The 18,028-nt window shown below is 32.8% G+C and carries 16 protein-coding genes; 10 read left to right on the top strand and 6 right to left on the bottom strand.

The window, feature by feature from the left end; genetic code table 11:
• Positions 1-69: 69 nt before the first annotated feature.
• The 5 genes from QZN33_RS02680 (at position 70) to cofG (ending at position 4,688) form a co-directional block, all read left to right on the top strand.
• The gene (locus QZN33_RS02680) at positions 70-1,227 is read left to right on the top strand and encodes a tRNA (guanine(10)-N(2))-dimethyltransferase (RefSeq protein ID WP_296789380.1); all 1,158 of its coding nucleotides are present in this window, start codon (positions 70-72) and stop codon (positions 1,225-1,227) included.
• 266 nt (positions 1,228-1,493) lie between these two features.
• Positions 1,494-1,970 carry an Lrp/AsnC family transcriptional regulator gene (locus QZN33_RS02685; RefSeq protein WP_067044706.1) on the top strand — a complete coding sequence of 159 codons (477 nt, stop codon included), beginning with the start codon at positions 1,494-1,496 and terminating at the stop codon, positions 1,968-1,970.
• A gap of 227 nt (positions 1,971-2,197) precedes the next feature.
• Positions 2,198-3,139: a GTP cyclohydrolase MptA gene (gene mptA, locus QZN33_RS02690; protein WP_296789381.1), complete on the top strand. Its 942-nt coding sequence runs from the start codon at positions 2,198-2,200 to the stop codon at positions 3,137-3,139.
• A gap of 11 nt (positions 3,140-3,150) precedes the next feature.
• Entirely contained in the window at positions 3,151-3,585 is a 435-nt protein-coding gene (locus QZN33_RS02695) for a DUF2120 family protein (protein WP_296789382.1), read from the top strand.
• 14 nt (positions 3,586-3,599) lie between these two features.
• On the top strand, positions 3,600-4,688 hold the full coding sequence (gene cofG / locus QZN33_RS02700) for a 7,8-didemethyl-8-hydroxy-5-deazariboflavin synthase subunit CofG (protein WP_296789383.1): 1,089 nt from the start codon (positions 3,600-3,602) through the stop codon (positions 4,686-4,688).
• Here the strand turns inward: cofG and QZN33_RS02705 are convergent.
• A complete protein-coding gene (locus tag QZN33_RS02705) occupies positions 4,675-5,403 on the bottom strand; it encodes a class I SAM-dependent methyltransferase family protein (RefSeq protein ID WP_296789388.1) in 729 nt (242 codons plus the stop codon). The genes cofG and QZN33_RS02705 overlap by 14 nt on opposite strands.
• A 187-nt stretch (positions 5,404-5,590) precedes the next feature.
• Here QZN33_RS02705 and psmB point away from each other — a divergent pair, with 187 nt between their 5' ends.
• The 5 genes from psmB to QZN33_RS02730 all read left to right on the top strand — a co-directional run bounded on the left by psmB (position 5,591) and on the right by QZN33_RS02730 (position 12,887).
• Positions 5,591-6,205, top strand: a complete 615-nt coding sequence (gene psmB, locus QZN33_RS02710) for an archaeal proteasome endopeptidase complex subunit beta (protein ID WP_296789389.1) — start codon at positions 5,591-5,593, stop codon at positions 6,203-6,205.
• A gap of 135 nt (positions 6,206-6,340) precedes the next feature.
• Complete coding sequence (locus QZN33_RS02715) at positions 6,341-8,254, top strand: beta-CASP ribonuclease aCPSF1 (RefSeq protein WP_296789390.1); 1,914 nt, start codon at positions 6,341-6,343, stop codon at positions 8,252-8,254.
• Positions 8,255-8,349: 95 nt separating this feature from the next.
• Entirely contained in the window at positions 8,350-9,369 is a 1,020-nt protein-coding gene (gene purM / locus QZN33_RS02720) for a phosphoribosylformylglycinamidine cyclo-ligase (protein ID WP_296789391.1), read from the top strand.
• A gap of 26 nt (positions 9,370-9,395) precedes the next feature.
• The gene (gene comC / locus QZN33_RS02725) at positions 9,396-10,424 is read left to right on the top strand and encodes an L-sulfolactate dehydrogenase (protein WP_296789392.1); all 1,029 of its coding nucleotides are present in this window, start codon (positions 9,396-9,398) and stop codon (positions 10,422-10,424) included.
• Positions 10,425-10,640: 216 nt separating this feature from the next.
• Entirely contained in the window at positions 10,641-12,887 is a 2,247-nt protein-coding gene (locus QZN33_RS02730) for a hypothetical protein (protein WP_296789393.1), read from the top strand.
• 15 nt (positions 12,888-12,902) lie between these two features.
• On the opposite strand, the gene QZN33_RS02735 is transcribed toward QZN33_RS02730, so the two are convergent.
• From QZN33_RS02735 to QZN33_RS02755, 5 genes are read right to left on the bottom strand one after another with little or no spacing between them, the layout of a single operon-like run.
• Positions 12,903-14,693 (bottom strand): DNA-directed DNA polymerase, encoded by a 1,791-nt coding sequence (locus QZN33_RS02735; protein WP_296789394.1) that lies wholly within the window; start codon positions 14,691-14,693, stop codon positions 12,903-12,905.
• A complete protein-coding gene (locus tag QZN33_RS02740) occupies positions 14,694-15,698 on the bottom strand; it encodes an AI-2E family transporter (protein ID WP_296789395.1) in 1,005 nt (334 codons plus the stop codon).
• 16 nt (positions 15,699-15,714) lie between these two features.
• Entirely contained in the window at positions 15,715-16,515 is an 801-nt protein-coding gene (locus tag QZN33_RS02745; protein ID WP_296789396.1) for a dihydroorotate dehydrogenase electron transfer subunit, read from the bottom strand.
• 3 nt (positions 16,516-16,518) lie between these two features.
• Positions 16,519-17,430 (bottom strand): dihydroorotate dehydrogenase, encoded by a 912-nt coding sequence (locus QZN33_RS02750; protein WP_296789397.1) that lies wholly within the window; start codon positions 17,428-17,430, stop codon positions 16,519-16,521.
• A 24-nt stretch (positions 17,431-17,454) separates the two neighbouring features.
• Positions 17,455-17,994: a glycosyl transferase gene (locus QZN33_RS02755; RefSeq protein ID WP_296789398.1), complete on the bottom strand. Its 540-nt coding sequence runs from the start codon at positions 17,992-17,994 to the stop codon at positions 17,455-17,457.
• Between the last annotated feature and the right edge of the window lie 34 nt (positions 17,995-18,028).

The raw sequence follows: 18,028 nt of genomic DNA on the forward strand, positions 1-18,028 counted from the left end.
TACTAATGTTTAAATCTAATAATATTTAAAACATTAACATATCATTAAAAACAAACAAGAGTGAAACTAATGGATGAATATAAAATTAAAAGGATTAAAGAAGGATTGACTAAAATTGAATTCCCCGAATTTGACAAAATTTCATCTGATGCGCCAGTATTTTACAACCCGAATATGGAATTAAACAGAGACCTGTCAATACTTGCAATACAAGTATTCCAAAAACAGGAGCAAAGAGAAATAAATATATGCGATCTGTTTGGTGGAAGTGGAATACGAGGCATTCGTTATAAAAATGAAATTGACGACGTTGGAAACGTTTACATCAATGACATAAGCGAAACAGCAAATCAATTTGAAAAACACAATATAGAATTAAATAATCTGGAGGATGTGGAAGTTTTTCAGCACGACGCCAGCATGTTTTTGAGAATGAAAAGAGGAGAATTCGATGTAATTGACATTGATCCATTCGGAACCCCTTCACCGTTTCTGGATTCCGCAGGTTACTGTGCCCGAAGAAATTCATTACTATGCGTTACCGCCACAGACACATCTGCATTATGCGGAACATATAAAGAGCCATGCATACGAAAATATAATGCAAAACCTTACAAAAGCGAATACTGCCATGAAACAGGTATTCGAATTCTGGCAGGATTTGTTGCACTCACTCTTGCAAAATATGGAAAGTATATTGAAGTGAAAATGTCCCACAGCACTGAACACTATATGAGATTATACATAAATGTAAAGAAAGGACCTAAAAAAACTGATGAAAGTTTAAAAAACATAGGATACATAAGTCATTGTAAACACTGTTTGCACAGACAGACAAGCAAAGGCATAGCAAGTCCTATTGAAGAAACATGCCCTGTTTGTGGTGAAAAATTAATTCATGCAGGACCATTATGGTTAGGAAGCTTACAGGACGCAGAATTTATCCAAAAAATGATTGATGAAACAGAAAATAAAAAAATCAACAGTGAGAAAAAAGCATTGAAACTCCTAAACAGCTGTCTTGAAGAAGCAGATGCACCTGCAACATTTTATGAAATACATAAAATCTGCAAGTCATTAACCATCAGTGCACCAAAGCTGGACCGGATTTTTGATGAAATTAAAAAGGACGGATTCATTGCAGTTAAAACACACTACAATCCCCTTGGAATAAAAAGTGATGCGACAATTGAAGACATTAAAGAAGTTTTATTAAAATTAATATAAACTATTAAGCATACTTTAAACTAAAATTCAAATATTTAATTACATTTTTTAAAATTTACAAAAATTTTAAAGTTTCTTATAAAAAATAATAAAAAAAATATATCCTAAACTGATGGAATATAACAGTGAAATAATTTTAGTAAAAATAGAGAAAAAATTATACAAAAGATGAATACTTTTAAATAATATAAAACAGTTATATTATTATAAGTTAATTAATAGATTTCAATCTATAGTATTAACATAATAATTTTAGGAGAAAAAATATGGTAAAAACTAAGGATAATGTTATAAAACTCGATGACACTGACATTAACATTCTTAAAATCATTAATGAAGATGTTAGAACTTCCTATAGACAAATATCCCGTAGTTTAGATGTATCTGTAGGTACTGTTCACAACCGTATTGATAAGATGGTTAAATCCGGTGTTATTAAAAAGTTCTCACCTGTCATTGACCACGAAAAACTTGGATTCGTCTTGACAACCATTATTGGTGTAAGAGTAAAAGGCGGAAAACTTAAAAACTGGGAAGAAAAAACCTTCTTCAATAAGAATGTAGTCGGAATTTATGACGTTACTGGAGAATATGATGCATTCTTAATTGCTAAGTTCAGAAATACCAATGAATTAAATGCATTCATTAAAGAACTATTAAAAGACCCAATTATAGAAAGAACTTATACTCAAACAGTTTTAGACGTTATTAAGGAAGATATGGGATCTTCAAACATTTTATAATCTAAAAATATATATGAAATTGCAGTAAATTTTACTGCAATTAAACTTTTTTTATAAAAATTTTAATAATATTAAAAAACATTCTATTTTTTTGTAAAAATGTGTAAAAAACAGTTTCCAACCAAATGCCTTGAAAAATAAACACCTACAAGGAAATAATCTAAATATATAAATAAAAAGACATTATAAATATATAATGTTCAAATAAATTTTTCGAGGTAATTAAATTGGCAATATGCTTACCCGACACACAAGACGACGCTCCAAAAATACCTATTAAATTAACAAGAGTAGGTGTTACCGGAGTTAAAAAACTATTACAATTAGAAAGAGCAAATAAAAGACCTATAATATTATTACCTACATTTGATGCATTTGTTGATTTACCAAATGATCAAAAAGGTGTACACATGTCTAGAAACCCGGAAGCAATAAGTGAAGTTCTTGAAACTGTTGCTAACGGTAATACCATAGATGTTGAATCATTATGCGCTGAAATTGTTGACTGCATGATGAAAAAACACGAATATGCAAAACGTGTTGAAATAGCTATGGAAACTGATTTTATGTTTATGAGAGAGTCCCCAGTGACTAAAAATAAAACCCAAGAAACTGCATTATTAAAAGCAAAAGCAGTCGGTTTTAGAAATGATGATGGAAGCGTGTCAATTAAAAAAAGTATTGGTGCGGAAGTCATTGGAATGACCGTTTGCCCATGTGCACAGGAATCAGTAAGAGAATCTGATAAACTCAAATTATTAGAATTCCTAGATGAAGAAACTACACAAAAAGTATTAGATACTGTTACTTTTGCTTCACACAACCAAAGGGGAGTTGGAACATTATTAATTGAAGTTCCAGAAGATAAAGTAGTGAAAGCAGAAGATATTATTGAGATTATTGAAAAATCAATGAGTTCACCAGTATGTGAATTGCTCAAAAGACCTGATGAAAATGCAACTGTTATGAATGCTCATCGAAAACCTGTTTTTGTTGAAGATTGTGTTAGAAATATGATGGAAAGTATTGCTAAAAAATACTCAGATTTCCCAGATGACACATTAATTACTTCACGTCAGGAAAATCATGAAAGTATTCACAGACACAATGCATTTGCAGAAAAAGTCACCACAATGGGAGAACTTAAAGAAGAATTAAATATCGAATAGGATCTGATTTAATGAAAAAAACTTATGAACTTGCAGGTAAAGTAATGGGATTTTTTGATGCATTTAAAGGATCAAGACCTGCAATTGATAATGAAAGAATTTTAATCGTTAGAGGAAGATCAAGAAAAGTTTTACCGCTCAGTGAATTTTCATCTAAACTTTCAGAAATTGGACAACTTTTAGAAGGAAAAGAATTAGAACCAACTTCAGATAAAATTGATGAAATTTTAAAAACTGGAGACAAAAATATCAAAGAAAGTGAACATTATACCAATGATGTGGATACTAATGGTTTCATGAGAATGAAAGATGAATTAGAATCCATGGGTCTTGTTGTTGAATATAAAATATTTGAAGTTCAAAACTTTGATATTATAATAGCTATTTGGGAAGATAAAAATGAAATTCCACCACTTTATGTGGAAGTAACTGTATCTGAACATTAATAGCAGAGAGAACAATGAAATCTACAACAAAAGAGGATATTCTCCAAATATTAAATGCAACTGACAGTGAAATAATTCGTTTCATGGCAGAAACTGCAAAATATAGGGAGAATAATCTTATTACTTATTCTAAAAATATTTTTATACCATTGACTGAAATCTGCAGAAATGACTGCGGATACTGTAATTTTAAAAAAAGTCCTGACGACCCTCATGCAATCATTCTCAAGACAAAAGAAGAAATTTTAGCTGATTTAAAAGAAGCTGAAAAATATGGGTGTAAAGAGGCATTATTTACATTTGGTGAAGATGCAGATGAAGAAGAAGTAGTTCGCCAAAGACTTAAAGAATTTGGCTACTCAAAAATGGGCGAATATGTTTATGACATCTGCAAAATGACTTTAGAGAAAACTACCTTACTTCCCCATACCAACGGAGGCAACTTCAGCTTTGATGATTTAAAGAAGTTGAAAGAAGTTAATGCTTCAATGGGATTAATGCTTGAAAACTCTTCGAAAAGATTAATGGAACTGCCAGCACACAATAAAAGTCCTGGAAAAAATCCTGATTTAAGAATAGAGACTATTGAAAATGCTGGAAAACTGAAAATTCCATATACTACAGGCATACTCATCGGAATAGGGGAAACTAAAGAAGAAATAGCTGATTCTTTACTGACTATTAAGGATTTATATGATAACTACGGCCATATCCAGGAAGTCATCATTCAAAATTTTACACCAATTCCAGGTATTGAAATGGAAAGCTGGCCTGAGCCAAGCTTTTTGGATATGATCAGAACAGTTATTGCAGGAACTTTAATTTTTAAAGATACTGATGTAAGTATTCAGGTCCCCCCAAATCTGAATAATGATACAGCACAGATATTCCTATTATGCGGTGCTGACGACTGGGGAGGAGTTTCACCTGTAAGTCCCGACTACGTTAACATTACATCCCCGTGGCCAGGCATAGATGAACTTAAAAAATTAACTGAAGATGCAGGATTTGAACTGATTGAAAGATTATGTGTTTATGACAAATACATCAACAAGGAATGGTTAACTGATACTGTCCTCGAAAGTATCTCTAACTTATCCTAGCATCAATAACCACATGCTCCACACCTGGAGCATATTTTTTTATTTTATTTATTTTTAATATTTCAACATCACGATTGCCGGCCTGAGATTTAATTCTTTCAATTGGTCTGGTATTCATTAACTTTTCAGGAACTGTTTCATGATAGTGAAGAATTCCTCCTTTATTCAGACTGTCAATAGCCACTTTTAGATAATGGTGAGTTGTTTTAACATATCCCATAATGATCCTGTCGGCTTTCAATTTAGGTGTTTCAGCCATACAATCGCCTAAAATTGGAGTAATATTTTTAACTTTGTTTAATTCAATGTTCTCGCAAAGATAGTGGTAGGAATTCGGATTTATTTCAATTGAATAAACATGTCTAGCATTTGCATGAACACCAACAGGTATTGAAAAATAACCTATGCCTGCAAACATATCAATAACTGTTTCATTGTCCTGAACTAATTTAGCAATTCTTAAACGTTCATTATTGTTTCCTTTAGACCACATTACTTTAGCTAAATCCAGTTTAAACAAACACCCATTTTCCTTATTGACAGTTTCAGTTTCACTGCCATAAAGAATTTTATAAATAGGCTCTCTTTTAGTTCCCTGAATATGGTCTATTTTCATGATTGTCTTAACATTGTGTTTTTTAGCCAAACTGTCAAAGTCATCATCTGAATAGCTATTGTCTAAAATTAATATGTCTCCAATCTTTTTGTATTTCATTTACTCACCTTTTGAAAGAAAAGTTTATATATGCAAATAGATAATATTAATATTGTTAGTTTATACTAATTATTGATTCTGATTTTAAATAAAAATTAATAGCAATATTAATTTGAATTTTAATATATTACCTATCAAAGTAGTTGAAATAAGAAGATATTTTAAATACTTATATGAGGTGTTTTAGATGGATGATAAAATATTAGAAGGTACAACAACCGTCGGAATTACATGCAAAGACGGAGTTGTATTTGCAAGCGAAAGAAGAGCTAGTATGGGAAATTTAGTAGCTCACAAAGTCGCAGAAAAAATATTTAAAATTGACGATCATATTGTAACAACCATAGCTGGTTCTGTTGGAGATGCACAAAGCTTAATGAAAGTTATTGAAGCTGAAGTATCATTATACCAAATGAGAAACAATGATGCAATAAGTGTTAAAGCTGCAGCATCCTTAACAGCAAACATATTACGTTCAGGACCAATGTATGTTCAAACATTACTTGGTGGAATGGACGGAGATAAACCATCTCTTTACTCACTTGATCCTGCCGGAGGTATGATTGAAGATACTTACATTTCTACAGGTTCAGGTTCCATCGTTGCATATGGTGTTCTTGAAGACAGATTTAGAGATGATTTGACAACTGACGAAGGAATTGAAATAGCCATAAGAGCTATCAGAGCTGCTGCTGAACGTGATACTTACTCCGGAAACGGATATTTAGTCGCTAAAGTAGACAAAAACGGCTTTGAAATGTTAGATAATGAAAAAATTAAAGAAGTTTTGGATAAGATATAAAGCAAAAGACTAATTTTTCATAACTAACTATTTTTTTATATAATACTGTGTAGATAGTTTATGAAATTTACTAATTATAGCTAAATGCTTTTCATAAACTATAATAATACACATAACTTTTTTTGAAGGGATTATATGACTTCAGATATTTTAGAAGATATTAAAAAAGAGATTTTGCAAAAACTACCTGATGAAATTCAAGTTTCAAAAGTAGAATTTGAAGGTCCAGAAGTAGTAGTTTATACCAAAAATCCAGAAATTATTACTGAAAACGGTGACTTAATAAGGTCACTAGCTAAAGAACTTAGAAAAAGAATTATCATAAGATCTGATAAAAGCGCATTACTTGAACCTGAAGCTACTATCAATAAAGTTCATGAAATAGTTCCTGAAGGTGCAGAAATAACAGATATTTACTTTGATACTGTTACCGGAGAAGTAGTGATTACTGCTAAAAAACCGGGACTTGTTATCGGAAAATATGGAGTAACATCCAGAAATATTGTAAAGAATACAGGTTGGGCTCCTAAAATTTTAAGAACCCCACCAATCAGTTCAGACATTATTGGAAAAATTAGAACTATTCACAAAAATAGCAGTAAAGAAAGAAAAAAAATGTTGCAACGTCTTGGACGCCAAATCCACCAAGGAAGCAAATACCCTAACGACTGGGCAAGAGTTACTTCAATGGGAGGATTTAAAGAAGTTGGACGTTCTTCAATGCTTTTACAAACACCAAACAGTAGAGTATTGCTGGATTGCGGTGTTAATGTTGCAGCCTCAGATAATAAAAATGCATTCCCTTATCTTAATGCACCTGAATTTTCAATCGAAGAACTTGATGCAGTCATTATTTCTCACGCTCACTTAGACCACTGCGGATTTGTACCATACCTGTTCCATTACGGATATGACGGACCAGTATATTGTACAACCCCAACCAGAGATTTAACTACATTGCTCCAGTTCGATCATTTAGATATTGCTCACAGAGAAGGTAATCCCTTACCATTTACATCAAAACATGTTAAACAAGCAATTAAAAACACTATCACCCTAGACTACGGAGAAGTTACCGACATTTCTCCAGATATCAGATTAACATTACATAACGCAGGACACATCTTAGGTTCAGCTATATCCCACATGCACATTGGTGATGGAGCACACAACCTTGTCTATACTGGGGATTTCAAATATGAACCTTCAAGATTACTGGAACCTGCAACAATCAGATTCCCACGTGCTGAAACCGTAATTATGGAAAGTACTTACGGTGGAAGAGAAGATATTCAGCCTTCCAGAAATAATGCAGAAAAAGAAATGATGAAAACCATTTACAAAACACTTAAACGTGGAGGTAAAGTACTGGTTCCTGTATTTGCAGTAGGAAGAGCACAAGAACTTATGGTCGTATTGGAAGAATACATGAGACACGGTCTGATTGAAGAAGTCCCTATTTACATTGACGGAATGATTTGGGAAGCTACTGCAATTCACACAGCAAGACCAGAATACTTAAGTAAAGACTTAAGAGACCAAATATTCCACATGGGAAGAAATCCATTCGTTTCTGACATGTTTAAAAAAGTTCAAAACATTGATCAGAGAAAAGAAATTGTTGAAAGCAGAGACCCTGCAATTATCCTATCCACTTCCGGTATGTTAACCGGTGGAAACTCCGTAGAATACTTCAAATGGTTATGTGAAGATGAAAAGAATACTTTAATCTTTGTAGGATACCAGTCTGAAGGATCAATGGGTAGAAGAGTCCAAAAAGGATGGAAGGAAATTCCTCTTGAAGATGATGATGGAAGAACCAGACAGTTCTGCGTAAAAATGCAAATAAAAACCATCAACGGATTCAGTGGACACTCAAACAGAAGACAATTAATGGAATATGTAAAAAGACTTAATCCAAGACCTGAAAAAGTCATTACATGTCACGGAGACCCTTACAAGGCAGTCGATTTAGCTTCATCAATTCATAGAAGTTATAAAATCGAAACCAAAACTCCAATTAATTTAGACTGTGTGAGAATTCATTAATAATTATATAGTATATAAAACAAAATATTATTATAATAGCTATGTTGTAATCTTTACAACATTTTATTTATTTTTATTAAACAATAGGTGTAAAAATGGTTACTTATTCAGAATCTGGTGTTGACATAGACCTTGAAGCAGTTACTGTTTCTAAACTAGCTGATAAACTCAAGTCAACATTATCATATAGAGACATAATTACAGACAGCGGCCATTATGCTGCTTTAGTTAAATTAGGAGACAAAGCTATCGCAATGAGTACCGATGGTGTTGGAAGTAAAATTTTAATTGCTGAAATGATGAATAAATACGATACTGTTGGTATCGACTGCATTGCTATGGTTGTTAATGATATTTTATGTGTTGGTGCTGAACCAATTGCATTAGTTGATTATCTTGCAGTGGAAAAACCTGATCCTGAAAGAGCTTCTGAAATTGCAGAAGGTCTTGTAAAAGGTGCTGAAGAATCTAAAATTGCAATAATCGGCGGTGAAACTGCTTCACTTCCGGGAATCATAAAAGATTTTGACCTTGCAGGAACAGGTATCGGATTTGTAGATATCGATAAAATCATTACAGGCGAGAATATCGAACCTGGAAATGTTTTAATAGGTATCGAAAGTAATGGAATCCACTCTAACGGATACAGTTTAGCTAGAAAAGCATTATTTGACGATGCCGAATTTAGCGTTGATGATAAAATGCCAAATTCTGACACTACAATCGGTGAAGAATTAATAAGACCAACTGAGCTTTATGTAAAACCTATTGTAGCATTATTTGAAAAAGAATACAATATCAACGGACTTGCACACATTACCGGAGGAGGTTTTACTAACCTCAGACGTTTGAAAAAAGGAGTCGGATACAATATAACCGACCTTCCGGAAGTTCCAGAGATATTCAAATTAATTTACGAACAGAACGTGGACATCAAAGAAATGTATAAAGTTTTCAATATGGGTGTCGGTTTTGTTGTAATTTGTGAAGAAAATGAAGCTGAAAAAATTATGGGCACTTTGAAAGAATACTGCAACTGCCAAATCATAGGTAAAGTTACAGATGATGAAAAGATTACAGTTAAAGCTTTTGAAGGGTCTGAAATTGAATACTGATTAAATGAATAGAGGTGTGAGATATAATGAAAATAATGAAAGATAAAGAGATAGCTCTTGTAAAAGAAATATTAAAAAAATTAGGAGCTAGTGAAGAAGACCAAGAACTAGTTGCAGAAGCTACAATTGATGCAGATTTAAAAGGATTTACTTCTCATGGACTTGGCAGATTCCCACAATATTTAATTAGTATTGAAGCAGGTACAATTAATCTAAAAGATAACATTACAATTGAAAAAGAAACTCCGGCTATAGCATTGATTAACGGTAACAGCGGATTTGGTCAAGCTGTATCATATAAAGCAATGCAAATTGCTATTAAAAAAGCAAAAGAAGTAGGTATTGCATGTGTTGGAGTACATAATTCAAATCACTTCGGAGTAACCGGATTTTATTCTGATTTAGCATTAAGAGAAAACTGTATCGGACTTGTTTTAGCAAATACCGATCCTGCTATTGCTCCTTTAGGAGGTAAAGAACCATTAATCGGAACAAACCCTGTTGCATTAGGAATTCCTTCCAAAACATATATTACTGTAGATATGGCAACATCAGTTACTGCCCGTGGAAAAATCATCGAATCAAAAAGAAAAGGTTTGGACTTACCTGACGGATGGGCATTAGATAAAGATGGAAACCCTACAAATGACCCTGAAGCAGCATTAGAAGGTTCAATCTTACCGTTTGGTGGTTTTAAAGGATATGCTTTATCAGCATTAATCGAAATTTTAACAGGACCATTAGTACAGGCAGGATACGGTCATGGAGTAACAGGTACCGCTTCACCAACTAAAAACTGTACCAAAGGAGATTTGTATGTTGTAATTGACCCATCCAAGTTTGGAGACTTTGATGAATTTGTTGAACATACAGAAGATTTTGTTTCACAAATTAGAGCTACCGGTGAAACTGTTGCTATTCCAGGAGATTTGGAAGTTAAAAGAATTGCTGAAGCTGAAGCCAATGGTGTAGCAATTGATGAAAAATTATATGAACAGTTAAAAGAAATCTGTACCAATTTAGACATTGATATAGATTCCTACATTGAAGAATAAATTTAATTCTTCAAAATTTCTTTTTTTATAACCTAAACTTTATAGACACCACACAGCCAAAGATAAAATATAGTTTAATCAGTATAAAACAAAAATGATTATATATTAAAAATGAACAAAAGTATATATGCAAAAAAATACTTAAAATTATAATACTAGAAAATTTAACTATTTTTTTACAAAAATTTTCTTTTTAGAAAGGAGGAATAAAAAGTTATGAAACTTAAAAACTCTCATATCTTATTGATAGTGATGTCATTATTCCTATTGGTAAGTATTGGATCTGTTTGTGCTAGTGATGCTGCAATGGATGCAGACGCTAAATTAGCTAATGATGGATCAATTACTGTCCTTTCAGACAATAGCTCTATTGTAGAGGACACAAAAATAGATACAACCGTGGTTTCTGAAAATGTTAAAATAAACAATGGAGAAACTGCAAAAATTCCAGTAACCGTGAAAGATAACGAATCTCAAAATATAGATATAAAAAGTGGAGATTTAAATGTTACTGAAAACAACAAAACTATAAAATTTAGTTATGCCAATTCCAGCATTACATTAACTGATAAATTAGCAGCTGGAAATCACAGCATAGTTATTAAATATTTAGGAAATGCTAATTATACTGCTTCTTCAACAAAAATGACATTATCCATTGTTGGAGACACATTCTTAAATGTAACTAACAGAAATGTAAATAGTACTGAAAAAGTAGTCATTCCAATTACATTAACAGATAGTGTAAATATTTATAATATGGATAAAAATAACTTAACATTACTTTTAAGTTATAAAAACGGCAATGACACAATTAATAAAACTATTAGTGATTTTGAATTTGTTAAAAATAACATAACATTCCCATACGCAATAAATGCTACAACAGCGACTGTAAATATTACTTATGTTGATGGAAACAAAACATATTCAAAAAAGATTACATTAACTAGAATATATAATGTGGATCTGCAAATAATAAATGCAGAAAATGAATACCAAACTGGTGAATTTATTTTTAAAATCATCGATAAAGATACTAATACTGCAATTGGTAATCAAAAAATAAGTTTATACACTGTTGGAAATATTAGAGCAGGATTCAGTGCCACAACTGATGCAAATGGTACTGCTAAATTTAAAACAAGCCATCTTTATGAATTTGATAATACAAACAATTCATTTACCATGAAACAGCTTGAAGTAGGAAAACATGCAGTTGAATTGTCTATGAGCAGTCCTTATGTTTTAAAACAAAATGTGGACTTAACAATCAACAAAGCAACAATCAACATTGTGATTAACCCGTATAAAGAGTACTACCAATCTGCAGAAAAAGTAGTTATCAATGTTACTAATGCTAAATCAGGCGAAGCTATGAGCGGAGTTATTCTCCACTTGAATATGCCTGCAACAACTGCAAAAGATTATTATTTCCAAACTGATGCAAATGGAACAGCTCAAATTAATGTTAGTGGATTAGTACCTAACGAATATAAATTAACCGTTAGCAATAATGATACCAAAAACATTAACAAAAAAAGCGTTGATGGAACAATTACCGTTTTAGCAATTAAAACTAAAATGACTGTGACCATGAATACTCCTATGTATTACAACACAGGAAATACCGCAACAATCAAAGTAACAGATTCAAAAACTGGTAAAGTCGTACCAGGTGCAATTGTTTTAATTACAATAACCACAGGTAAACAAAAACAATCATATCTTTACCAGGCAAACAATAAAGGCATTGTTACTGTAAATTATGCTCCTGCAGCTGTTGGAAGCCATAAGATGACTGTGCAAATGGCAGATACCAGATATAGTGCAAGTACAGTTACCAAATCTTTCACTGTTAAAAAAGCTACCGCAAAAATCAATGCTGGAAAAGTAACCGGATATTACAAATCTGGAAGCACATTTACTATTAAGTTAGTTAACTCTAAAAACAACAAACCGATTTATGGTGCTAAACTTAATGTTAAAATATTCATCTCCAGCAACAGATACTATAACTACGACGGTCAAACCGCATTAGATGGTAAATTAAGAATTTCCCTGGATACATTTAAACCTGGAACTTACAAAGTTGTAGTCTCCAAAGGAGAATCCAAAAACTTTACAGCTGCTCAAAAAAGTTCCCAGTTTGTAATCAAAAAAGCTCCATTGAAATTCACTCCTAAAAAATTAACTGCTAAAAAAGGAGCAAGCAAATACTTCCAGATTACAGTTAAAAATACTAAAACTAAAAAAGTGGTTTCAGCAGGAATACCTATCAAAGTTAAAGTATACACTGGAAAAACTTATAAAACCTACACTTTGAAAACCAATTCAAAAGGAATTGCAAAACTTAATGTAAAATCCTTAAAAGTGGGAACACACAAAGTCGTTATAAGTAAAGGTAGCAGCTACACAACAGCAAAATCTGCTACATCTAGCATAAAAATAACAAAATCTTAAGAGAATTAATTTCTCTTACTCTTTTTCTTTTTTATATTTAACGTAAAAACCATCAGTATCAGCATATATTGTATAAAAACCAAATTCTTCAGCTTTTTTTATTGATGATTTGATATATTGCCTTCCCCATGAAGTAATCGCTTTTGCGCATTCAAATGAATACCATCTGAATCTTGGAAAACCATAAATACCATACATTGTATTTGCCAGTCTTTTAATGGCCTGCTGCTGTACATCCAAAGCTTTCTTCTCCTGAGGATCATCTGATGCTTTCATTTCTCTTTTAATTCTGAAACGTTCCTGCAAAATCTTATCGATAACGGATGGAATGAACCCCTGCGGTGATTTTTTAAACTTGATTCCATGTTCCGGAGATATATTATAATCATCTTCATTGTCAACATCATCAAGCATCATTACGTCAGGAGATATGTTTTTTGATATTATCAGACTAGGATACAGACTCCTGAAGTCGAACTGAACCAGATTTTCATGAAGACCTGTTTCAGGTTCTTTAACGTATCCGCCTTCATTATCTTCAGCATTTGCACGGTCTGCAAAATTGGATCCCTGTTTGTTTGGAACAACTTCATCATCAAAATAAGCCTGTTTAACCAAAAACCATTCAGCCTGCTGGCCTGTTGCCATACGTGAAACGTCAAATAACGGTTGGCCTATAATACGAGTAAGTTCTAAGTTAAGAGGCAATGTCTGTTCGGCAATTTTTAAAGTGGAAATTACATCGTCTAAAGAGTAATCAAACAGGTTGTCCAGCTCTTCACCGCCATTGTCCCAGAACTCCCAGATTCTCTCACCGGGAACATCTATCTTTTCTTCTCCGAACAATTCATAATAAACTCTTTCCAATGTATATCTCTCAAGTGACATGTAGCGTCTCATTACAAGGTATAAATCTACATGAATCAAACCTTTAAGAGAAGCGGCATTTGCATATCCTCTTCTAATATACTTAACGTCAGATTCATCCATTCCAATATCTAAATCCACGCCTAAAAGTTTTGCCCTGTCCTTAAGATATGGGAAGTCAAAATTATCTGAATTGTATCCAACAATAATATCAACATTATTGTCTTTGATAATTCTTACAAATTCCTGAATCATCTCACGTTCAGATTCAAGTTGATTTACAAAATCCCCACGACCGGAAGAATTGGTTTTTGTAGAAATAACCTGATTAATGCCGAAATTACTGGCCACTCCAATCATGATTATTTCATCTTCATCTGAATTCGGCATCCCGTGAGGATTTCTAACCTCTAAATCGAAACTTAAAATTCTGAAATTCTGAGGATACTCCGGAACTCTTTTAAGCTCTTCTGTTAATTTGATAATAGTGATGTCCTGTTTTTTAGAATCCAATTTCAAAAAGGATTCGACTTCTTCACCTACAGCTACCACTTCAGTCATTGGAATAATATCCCTGTCCATGAGATATCTTCTGTAAAATGGAATATCGAATTCTCTTATCTGAACTACGTTTTCCAGATCCCTGAGATTATCCCTGTTTTTTGCAAGTTCCTGAGGATGTTTGAAAGTAACTTTAATAAAATCACTTTCAATCTGGAAATCTTTTTTAACGATGTGTTCAGCTTCAACAACATCAAGATTTTCCTTAATTTCGCGAATGCACTCTTCAATATTATCTGATACAACATATAAATAAGGTTCAAAAGTATCATCAAGGAGTATGATGTTTTTATCACCTTCCTTAGAAAACAACCTAATGACAGGTTTATCTTCAAAAGTTACATAATCAATATCCAAAATTACAACATTTTTCTGCATTTATCCATCTCCAAGAAGATATTCTTTCCTGTAATTATCCAAAACAGTGTATGTTATTCCTAAAATCAAAGGCCCTACTATAAAACCTACAACACCATATACAAGAGGACCTGATAAAAATCCGACAAGCAAGATTAACGGATGAATTTCAGCATAATGGCTTGATAAAGCCGGTCTTATGTACATATCTATAGTGCTCAGGAAAAATCCAAAGAGTAAAACTACAACAGCCCTTATGTAATTTCCGGAAAATAGGTCTGTGAAAAATAAAGCCCAATAAATTGGCCAAGGCCCGAATACCGGAATCAGTTGCAAAATACCAGTCAGCACACCCAAAAATATTCCAAAAAGATATCCCAAAAGTGAATAACCGATACATCCGAAGATACCAATTATTACTGAAGTTAAAAAATGACCGTAAAATATGCTTCTCAAAACATCCTTTACTGACTCACAGGTCCTGTCAAAAAATCCTTTTGAATCGTCAGGGACAAAATCACGAATAAAGTTTAAGCATTTGTCTCCATCACGGGAAAAATAAAATACTGAACAGACCAATATAAATAAATCCAGAGAGATATTCATGAATTTACTTAAAAATGAAACAGAATAACTCAACAGATATTTTGCAATTTCATTAATAGATGAATTGACTGTGTTATTTACAGAACCCATATCTATTGGCAGCTGTGAGATAAACTGGTCCAGATTCACATAATAGTTGCTTGCCATAAATGATGCTGCAACGGAATAGACTTCATAAGAAATATAAGCAACCAGCAATATTAACGGAATCAAAACCACAATCATAGCCAGTATAATCGATAGTGATGAAAATTTTAGTTTGGAGCGAATCTTTTGAGAGACCGGCCTTACAAGATAAGCCAGAATAATACCCAAAAGAATCATGTTTAGGACAGGGAAGATAAACATTAAAGAAATTATTATCAGAAAGATTACCAGCAATACTGGCGGATTTAAATAACTTTTAATGTCTATTCCCATATCAATCATCCTTAAATTAGTATTTTACACCAGAAGCATCTCTTCTGTATTTTCCGAACTCGGTAATCTGATATATTTTGTCATTTTCAAAAACAGGACCTTCTACACAGATTCTCCAACCTTCACCGTCAACGCAGCATTGACCACATACTCCCAGAGCACATTTCATGTATCTTTCAAGAGAATATTGGGCAGGTATTGAAGCATCTTCAAGTATATCAAAGATACCTTTCATCATTATCTCAGGTCCGCAGACAAATGCATAATCATAAGTCTCATCTTCAAGCAAACTTATAGTACAATCAGTTGCGAATCCTTTAAATCCGAAACTTCCGTCATCAGTACAATGATGAACAGTAGCGCCTAAATTTTCCAGATAATCTGTAAACAATAATTCATCCTTTGTGACTGCAGCTGCAACAACATCCACTTCATTATTTTTTGACAACAGATCAGAAGATATTGAAGCAATAGGAGCCATACCAACTCCACCACCAATAGCCAGGATTTTTTTACCTTCAAATGAATTATTAAAACCGTTACCATAACTGCCTCTCACACCTATTTCGTCACCTACTTTAAGGTCATGCAGTTGAGAGGTAAACTCACCAATATTTTTAACACTGATTGCCAGCTCGTTATCGTTAATTTGAGATATTGACATTGGCTTTTCATTTTTAAAGTTCCAGACCATGACAAATTCGCCGGGATTTGGACGTCCAAGCTTTTCCATATCCCAATCAAATTTAAAAGTTTTAATTGTAGGAGTCTCTTCAATAATCTCTTTAATTTCAACAATTTTCGGTTCATTAATCATATTTTACAACTCCCTGTGTGCAAGTCCGACCATTTCATCGATTGAGGAATATCCTTTTTCGGACATGAATTTTTCGAGACCTTCATTGATATCACTGAATACTGTGACTCCTTCGTCCATTATTGCAGTACCTATCTGAACTGCCCTTGCACCTGCAAAAATAAATTCAACAACATCTTCAAATGTATATATTCCACCAACACCGATTAATGGAACATCAACTGCTTCATAAACTGAATAAACATTGCTGATTGCAATCGGTTTTATAGCTTTTCCACTCATTCCACCGGATTTATGGAATAATACCGGCCTTGCAACATCAATATTGATTTTCATTCCAGGACCTAATGTATTGATTAAAGACAATGCATCTGCTCCCGCATCTTCACATGTCTTAGCAATTTCTGTTATATCAGTAACATTAGGAGTCAGTTTAGCTATAATTGGAACGTCAGCGGCATCTTTTGCAGCTGAAACAATAGTATGAGACAGATTGCAGTCCTGACCAATGGAAGCTCCGAAACCTTCCATCGCATGAGGACATGAAATATTCAGCTCTATCATATCAACATATTCCTGAACTTCATCTACAAGTGTAGAGAATTCATCAGGTGTAGCACCATATATTGAAGCGATAACAACATTTTCATCCCTTTCAATCTTTTTCAGCTCTTCTTTGAAGTTTTCAACTCCTGGATTTGAAAGCCCTATTGCATTTAAAATTCCGCCTTCAACTGCAACGGTTGTTGGATTTGGATAACCCGGATGAGGATTGATTGAAAAAGATTTGCTAACAACTCCTCCTGCACCTGATTTTAAAATCCAATTCATGGAAGAAGCATTGCTTCCCATGATACCTGCAGCCAACATTAGAGGATTTCTAAATTCTACCCCACAAATTTTAGTTTTTAACATATTATCAACTTTGTAATTAATTATTTAATTAGTTTTTGTTAATTCATCAATAATCTTTTGATATTTTTCATTCTGCAATTTCAAGCTAATAACATTAGTTTTATTAGACTTAACGATTTCTTCGTTAGATTTAATCAATTTTGAAATTTGTTCATCCTGTTTTTCTATAATCATGTCTTTTTGCTCGAGCAAACCTTCATAGGTTTTTGATATTTTTCTTAATTGAATCTCAAGGTTTTCACTATTTTCCTTAATTTGGGACTTATAATCATCAACGAGAGACCTTAAATATTTAACCTGGTCCTGCTTATCTTCTATGATTGAGTCCTTTTCTTTTAATTTTTCAGACAAATCATCCAATTCCTTCATCTGAGCCTTATCATAATCTATTTTAGTGTCCAGTTTATCCTCCAGATTTTTCTTTTCGTACTTAAGCTTAGTGGAGTATAATTTTAGCTTATTGATTTGCTCTATCTTATCCTGAAGATCCATTGTAAGTTCATCAATTTCTGCATTTTTTAATTCAATTTCATTTTTTAAATCTCTAAAACTCTGTTTTGACATGATAACAATTCCAAAAAATAGAAAATTCTATATT

Source organism: uncultured Methanobrevibacter sp. (assembly GCF_900314615.1).
Taxonomy (GTDB): domain Archaea; phylum Methanobacteriota; class Methanobacteria; order Methanobacteriales; family Methanobacteriaceae; genus Methanocatella.

Excerpts from the sequence above, each read along its gene's own strand:
- QZN33_RS02680 (WP_296789380.1), top strand. The coding sequence starts at position 70 with ATGGATGAATATAAAATTAAAAGGATTAAAGAAGGATTGACTAAAATT.
- QZN33_RS02685 (WP_067044706.1), top strand. The coding sequence starts at position 1,494 with ATGGTAAAAACTAAGGATAATGTTATAAAACTCGATGACACTGACATT.
- QZN33_RS02695 (WP_296789382.1), top strand. The coding sequence starts at position 3,151 with ATGAAAAAAACTTATGAACTTGCAGGTAAAGTAATGGGATTTTTTGAT.
- cofG (WP_296789383.1), top strand. The coding sequence starts at position 3,600 with ATGAAATCTACAACAAAAGAGGATATTCTCCAAATATTAAATGCAACT.
- QZN33_RS02705 (WP_296789388.1), bottom strand. The coding sequence starts at position 5,403 with ATGAAATACAAAAAGATTGGAGACATATTAATTTTAGACAATAGCTAT.
- psmB (WP_296789389.1), top strand. The coding sequence starts at position 5,591 with ATGGATGATAAAATATTAGAAGGTACAACAACCGTCGGAATTACATGC.
- QZN33_RS02715 (WP_296789390.1), top strand. The coding sequence starts at position 6,341 with ATGACTTCAGATATTTTAGAAGATATTAAAAAAGAGATTTTGCAAAAA.
- purM (WP_296789391.1), top strand. The coding sequence starts at position 8,350 with ATGGTTACTTATTCAGAATCTGGTGTTGACATAGACCTTGAAGCAGTT.
- comC (WP_296789392.1), top strand. The coding sequence starts at position 9,396 with ATGAAAATAATGAAAGATAAAGAGATAGCTCTTGTAAAAGAAATATTA.
- QZN33_RS02730 (WP_296789393.1), top strand. The coding sequence starts at position 10,641 with ATGAAACTTAAAAACTCTCATATCTTATTGATAGTGATGTCATTATTC.
- QZN33_RS02735 (WP_296789394.1), bottom strand. The coding sequence starts at position 14,693 with ATGCAGAAAAATGTTGTAATTTTGGATATTGATTATGTAACTTTTGAA.
- QZN33_RS02740 (WP_296789395.1), bottom strand. The coding sequence starts at position 15,698 with ATGGGAATAGACATTAAAAGTTATTTAAATCCGCCAGTATTGCTGGTA.
- QZN33_RS02745 (WP_296789396.1), bottom strand. The coding sequence starts at position 16,515 with ATGATTAATGAACCGAAAATTGTTGAAATTAAAGAGATTATTGAAGAG.
- QZN33_RS02750 (WP_296789397.1), bottom strand. The coding sequence starts at position 17,430 with ATGTTAAAAACTAAAATTTGTGGGGTAGAATTTAGAAATCCTCTAATG.
- QZN33_RS02755 (WP_296789398.1), bottom strand. The coding sequence starts at position 17,994 with ATGTCAAAACAGAGTTTTAGAGATTTAAAAAATGAAATTGAATTAAAA.